Source organism: Armatimonadota bacterium, from assembly GCA_013359125.1.
Lineage (GTDB): Bacteria > Armatimonadota > Fimbriimonadia > Fimbriimonadales > GBS-DC > JABWCR01.
Genome location: JABWCR010000030.1, coordinates 23,156 through 29,202, shown reverse-complemented (window position 1 = coordinate 29,202; position 6,047 = coordinate 23,156). Strand labels below are relative to the sequence as shown.

Below are 6,047 nucleotides of genomic sequence, written 5' to 3'. Positions count from 1 at the left end.
ATTGATCCTTAAACTCATCCGACCACCGCCTCGGCGTCTCGCCAACCCTGGCGATTGTGCCAGAAACGATTATCGGAAACCCCGCAAAAATCTGGAGCGGCTACCTAAGGATGTGAACTCGGACTTGACGACGACCAAACTTGCGGCACTCGGCTACGGTAGCAAAGCAAAGATCTATCCGATTGCCTTTGATCGCCCGCCCTACATCCCCCGCGATCGCCATCCCGTATCCTTCGATAAATAGCACCGTACCGAGCGGAATGAACTTGGGATCGACTGCGACGATTCCGTATCCGGCCTTCCAGCCTAATGCGGTCCTGCCCGTGGCATATCGACCGCAGCTGGTTGGTCCAGGCTCATAAGCCGAGGCGTTCATCGTAATCGTCTTGACGGTTGAATACTGGGATTGCCGAACAAAACTGCCTCGGGAGGCCACATTGCCGTTGATACCGACTTGTACGACCTTTGGTTGGGGCGGCCTTGCAACCATGTCGGAAATGATGCGCTTTTTCGTACCGCTCTTGTCTCTGATGAGCGTGTACGAGATAACGCGAAGACCGGGGGAGCCTCCTTGCACAACCTTTTGCTGACGAGGGCCAAGCCCACGCGTCGCTTCGTAAATCGTCGGCGCCGGAATCTCTTTCCGGTCGACCTTGATCTCGACCTGCTGACCGTTGCGAGCCCAGCCTGGGGCAAATAGGACCAACGCTGCCAATACGACAATCAAACGCAACGGCCCACCCTTCGGGGCGATATATCGGTTCATCACGCGATACCTCCTTGCCGATGGTATGGAACCGCGGCGAGTATACCACGCAATGTGTACAGATGTCAACCTGGGCGATTTAGCCGCCATAATCTGAGCATGGATCGAGTGGAAACGCTGATCTGCGGCGCGGGCATCGCAGGCGTTGCGATTGCTTACGAATTGGCCGTCATTCGTGGGCGGCATAACATCCTGATCGTTGATCCCGAACCGCCCTTAAGCGTTACGAGCGACAAATCGACCGAGTGTTATCGCGACCATTGGCCCGATCCCGCGATGAGGCGATTGATGAGCCGCAGCATCGAGCGAATGGAAGAACTGGACGCGAAAACTGGACATCGTTTTCGATTGAACCGCAACGGCTACCTATACGTCGCCTATACGGATGAAGGGGCCGCCCAACTTGAGGGTTCGAACTTATCCACAGATGTGTATAAGTTTTGTGGAGAATTTCCTTACTTAAAATCGAATCCAAAGGCCTTTCTAAAGGTCGAACGCGCAGGATGGTTGACTGCGCAGCAGCTGGGCGCCTATCTATTGGAGGCCGCTCGCGAACGCGGCACGCGAACGCTGAGAGACAGGGCGGTCTCAATTGATGGGCGCCAGTGCAGACTGGAAAGCGGACAGGAGATCCAGTTCGATCGCTTCGTCAATGCGGCGGGTTCAAAATTTGTCGATGTGTGTAAATTCGTCGACCAAAACTATGACATAGAGCGCGAATGGCATCGCAAGTTTGCTATAAGGCATTCGGGCGTGCCAAGGGACGCGCCGCTGATCATCCTGGCGGACCCAATACGGCTCGATTGGTCGCAAGAGACCAAAATCGAACTACGCAACGACCCCAGAACGCGGCCATTGACTGAAACTTTACCGTCCGGCGCGCACTTCAGGCCAGAAGGCGACGATTGGCTCTTGCTGCTCTGGTCGATCGGCGTCGAGGTAGACGAGCAACTTCACTATGAGGCGACGTTGCGAGCCTGTTCAAGGCTTCTTCCAAGTCTCGAATCCTTGATCGAGCGCCCGCCCAAGCCGGTGATCGACGGCGGCTACTACGTGCAAGCGCTCGATAACAGACCCGTGCTCGGAGAGATCGAGCCTGGGTTTTACGCAATGGGCGCGTTTTCCGGCTATGGCATCATGGCGGCGTTGGGCGCAGCCGAGATCGTGGCGAACGATATGCTCGGTCTAGGCCACGACCTCGACTTCAGCCCAACGCGCTTGCCCGGGTTAAAGCCGGGCGGCGATCATGGTCAGCTCTAGTTGTCGTGCAGAATCGGATGCCAGTTCCCGCCGATCCTTTTGAACTTTACTTCGGTAGCGCTGATCTGACTGGACGATGAGCCGCCGCCGTTGCTTTCTTTGATAGCAGCGCTCTCAAAAACCGGCTTGCCGTCCCTGCGCGCGACCGTTGCCACCCGGCCTTTGGCCGTGATCACAAGTCCATCAGTGCGGAACGGCTTCATCTTGAACCGTCGATCTTGCACCATCTCGCCCAAAAACTGATCGACCATGGTGGTAAAGAATTCCGCCATCTCGGGGTAGTAGCTTTTCAGATCGTCCACGCCCGGTTTCATCGCCCGCTTAAGATGAGACATGTCCTTCCGTTCCAAGGCGTTATGGAGGTCAATGAGCCTTGACTTGATCTCCGCCTCGTCTTGTTGCGACAGTTTGACGGTAACGCGCTGAACGTCCACCGCTGGGACAGTGAAGTTTATCGCTCGGTTCATCGGTCTGCCCTTAGAGGCATTGGCCGGCGCGCTCAACTGAGCCACTTGCTTGGTCGTTCCGCCCTGACGCCTTTCCACTACGATGGTAAAGGCCTCGCGCGGGCTGCTGGTAAAGGTGGCTGTCAGAGCGTTCTGACCGGGCCTTAGGTAGTTTGTAACCAGCAGGGGCATGCTAATCGAGGCGATCGTGCCCTCGATCACCGACCGGCCATTGACGGCGACTTTGTCGATCGAACTAGCCTGTCCCTTGACCCGAACGAAGTAATGCGCCTCTTGCGCAACAGCCACAGAAGCGGCGAGGATCAGGAGAAGCGCCATGATTTGACTTTTCATAACGAATCTTTCCATGATTTTGGCGGCGGCGCAGGAAACTTCTCGGTCAATTCGAACATAGGCACTGTTAGGGAGGCGCGCGATGAACGCAGGGATGTTGACATTTGCGGGCTTGCTCTGTCTTGCAGGCGGCGCAGTTGCACAGATGCGGTCGGACAAGGCAGACGTTGGTCGAGTTCGTTTTCTGGCGGTTAGCGGCCTGGCAGTACTCCTTGTGAGTTTGCTCAACGAGCCGGCGCCCTGGTTCGCAGAGGGCTCTCGCTTTGGATTTGGCTTTGCGCTGACAATGGCTTTTTGGTTCGCCAGCTTAATCGCTCCGGCCAGTTTCGCTATGGTCGCAGCCTTGCCGGCGCCCTGGCTGGCGCTCGTTTTGGCCCCCGATCAGCCGACGCCTGTGCTATTAGGATGCATGGCGGCGGCGGCGGCAGGCTGGGTCGTTACCAATCAGAGCAAAGGCGCAGCCGCGATGGCCGTTATTGCCTTTGCAGCCGCGCTCGACCTGATTCGACGCTGGCAAACGCCCGAAGGCTACTTGAACCAAGCGTGGGTATGGGCTCCCGCATGGCTGGCGGTCGGCGCGGCGGTCGCCGTGGTTTTGGCGCAAGGCGCTTCGCGCAATAAACTCTCCCCGCCGCCCTGGCCGATTCTGTTGGCCCTTTGCGGGATTGGTCTAGCCGTTGGTTGCGGATTGGCTTTTTGGCAGTCGGGGCTTCAGTTCGGGCCGAGAGTCTGGATTGTCTGCGTAGTCTCCGCCGGATTGGTCGTCTTTTCTCGGCAGAACGTTACAGGGCCGGTATCCAACGCCGCGCTCTTCCTATGGGTCGGCGCGGTCGCGCTGCTATTTGCCATCGGCCAAGCCTTGGCCGTCTCGCTCGGCGCGCTGTTTGTGGCCGGCATTTGGGCCAGCCTCGCTCCATCAGACGCCAAGAAACCGTCGCCCGAAGTCGATCTCTTAGCCGCAGGCGCCGCGATCTTCGCGCTGGTCGCTCTCTTCCGCATCTATGTCGAGACGTTTCCGCTGCCTTCTCCCCGAGCCGATGTCTATCAGCCCTACGCCCTGATCGCTCTAATCTTGGGCGCTGGTTTGCCCCTCGCATTGGCTCAATCGGCGCGCTCTCACTGGCTGTCCAGAGCCGCCGCCGGCCTCATCGCGGCTCTGCTTCCTCTAACCGTTGCCGCAGGATTCGGCCTATCTCCCGCTGCAGGCTACTTGGCAGGCGGCGTGGCGTGCGTCGCAGTCGTCGCGCTTTGGTCCGAGCGACAAACCCTCATCTCAACTTCCTCGTATGTTCTAACCGGCACCGTCTCAGCAATCGCCTTCGCGGCCAAGGTGGAGGCCTATTCCGACGCCTCTCGCAGCGTTCGGGGCTATTTGTTGGCAGGCGCGGCGGTTCTCTTCCTCCTCTTGCTCGCCGTTGCCCAAAGAAAACCGTCAACCTCGTCAGAAATTTGATGGAACCGGTCGTCGCCCCATCCGTGTAAACCCATATACACAGTCGCGAGCGGGTCGAAACAACGGCTGCCAAAATCGATGAGAACAATGAAAAGAACGTCGCGAAACTCAATCCTGTGGAGCATGGCTATGCAGTCCGAACTGTGGTCAGACGACCCGCTCAACCGACGCGCCTCCAATCGATTCAGATAGACTTACTGGTACCCTACTCCCTGCCCTACAGCCCTCAGCGCCAACGCCCTTAAGCTGAGGGCTGCTTCTTTTATAAGCCCCGAAACCTGCGCGGAACTCCGCGTGTAAGCGAACAAAGAGCCATACCGTTCGTCCAATAATGAAGGAAAAACGTCGTCGCGTCAAGAATTATCTTTTGGGTGATAGCCATGGCGATAACTAATCAAGAGAAGTGCGCCCAACTCCTGAGGCGATTTGGCCTGGGAGCCCCACAGTCGGAGGTCGATTCTGCCGTCTCGCGCGGTTACTCCGAGACGGTCGAAGCGATGCTTGCCTTCGAAAAGGCCCCGAACGAGATCGACGACGAGGAGATTCTAACGATCCTTAAGGGGGATCAGAACGCCATACGGCCTCAGATGGTAACCACTTGGTGGATCTATCGTATGCTCCTGACCAAGCACCCCATGCAGGAGAAACTCGCGCTTTTCTGGCACAATCACTTCGCCACTTCCGGTTCCAAGGTTCAGCAAGGCCAGCTCTTGCTCCAACAGATCCAAATGTTCCAGCGGATCGGGGCGACCAACTTTCACGATCTCGTGCTAGAAGTCAGCCGCGACCCCGCCATGCTGGTCTGGCTGGACGGCGTTACCAGCGTCAAAGGCCGTCCGAACGAAAACTATGCTCGTGAACTGCTCGAACTCTTCACCATGGGCATCGGCAACTACACCGAGCAAGACATCAAAGAAGCCGCAAGAGCCTTTACCGGATGGAGCATTCGTCGCGCTACCGGCTCATTCTTCTATCGAGCAGACCAGTTCGATACGGGCGAGAAAACCTTCTTGGGCAAGACAGGAAACTGGAAGGGCGAGGACATCGTTCGCATGGCGGTCGAGCATCCCGCAACGGCCAAGTTCATCGCCCGCAAGTTCGCCCACTGGTTCATCTCCGACAATCCCGATCAGAAGGTGATTGACGCGCTGGCCAAGACCCTCGTCGATTCCAAATACGACGTCAAGGCCTTGATCCGTCGCATCGCCCATTCCGAAGCCTTCGCCGACCAAAAGAACCATCGAGCGATCATCAAGAACCCGATCGACTTTGTCATCGGCACTGCCCGCACCATTGGCATGGGAGAGCGGCTGAGGCAGAATCAACTGAGCGACGCTGCTGGCCAGAGAGTCGCTATCGCCTACCTCCGGTTGGTCGGCAACATTCTGCGCAAGATGGGCATGGCGCCGCTCTATCCGCCATCGGTCGCGGGATGGGACGGCGGGACCGCCTGGATCAGCAGCGGTACGATGCTCGAACGAATGCGGTTTGCCGATACCGTCATGGGGCAGGCGGCCAATCGACAAAGACCCCTGGCCAGCCAGCCGCCGCTCTATCAATTGATGGCCGAGGCGCGCTCTTTGGAAGAGGTTGTGGAGAAACTCCAAACCGGAATGGACGTGAAGTTTGGAGCCGAAACCAAAACAAGAATGTTAGGCTTTCTGACCGAGAAAGGAGGGCTTTCCGGTCTGACGCCGCGCAATCCGACCGCCATGAACGGATTGCTCAAAATCGTGTTCGCATCGCCCGAGTACCAGTTCGCCTAATG

The 6,047-nt window shown here is 57.6% G+C and carries 5 protein-coding genes; 3 read left to right on the top strand and 2 right to left on the bottom strand.

What is annotated here, in order from left to right:
- Positions 1 to 100 precede the first annotated feature (100 nt).
- Positions 101 to 490 (bottom strand): 3D domain-containing protein, encoded by a 390-nt coding sequence (locus HUU60_11950; GenBank protein NUL83414.1) that lies wholly within the window; start codon positions 488 to 490, stop codon positions 101 to 103.
- Between the two features lie 330 nt (positions 491 to 820).
- On the opposite strand from HUU60_11950, the gene HUU60_11945 reads away from it, so the two are divergent.
- A complete protein-coding gene (locus tag HUU60_11945) occupies positions 821 to 2,026 on the top strand; it encodes an FAD-binding oxidoreductase (protein NUL83413.1) in 1,206 nt (401 codons plus the stop codon).
- Here HUU60_11945 and HUU60_11940 read toward each other — a convergent pair.
- Positions 2,023 to 2,826, bottom strand: coding sequence for a hypothetical protein (locus HUU60_11940; protein ID NUL83412.1), 804 nt, complete (start codon positions 2,824 to 2,826; stop codon positions 2,023 to 2,025). The two genes, HUU60_11945 and HUU60_11940, sit on opposite strands and share 4 nt — an antisense overlap.
- Before the next feature lie 82 nt (positions 2,827 to 2,908).
- Here HUU60_11940 and HUU60_11935 point away from each other — a divergent pair, with 82 nt between their 5' ends.
- Positions 2,909 to 4,279: a hypothetical protein gene (locus HUU60_11935; protein ID NUL83411.1), complete on the top strand. Its 1,371-nt coding sequence runs from the start codon at positions 2,909 to 2,911 to the stop codon at positions 4,277 to 4,279.
- A 380-nt stretch (positions 4,280 to 4,659) separates the two neighbouring features.
- Entirely contained in the window at positions 4,660 to 6,045 is a 1,386-nt protein-coding gene (locus tag HUU60_11930) for a DUF1800 domain-containing protein (GenBank protein NUL83410.1), read from the top strand.
- Positions 6,046 to 6,047: the final 2 nt, after the last annotated feature.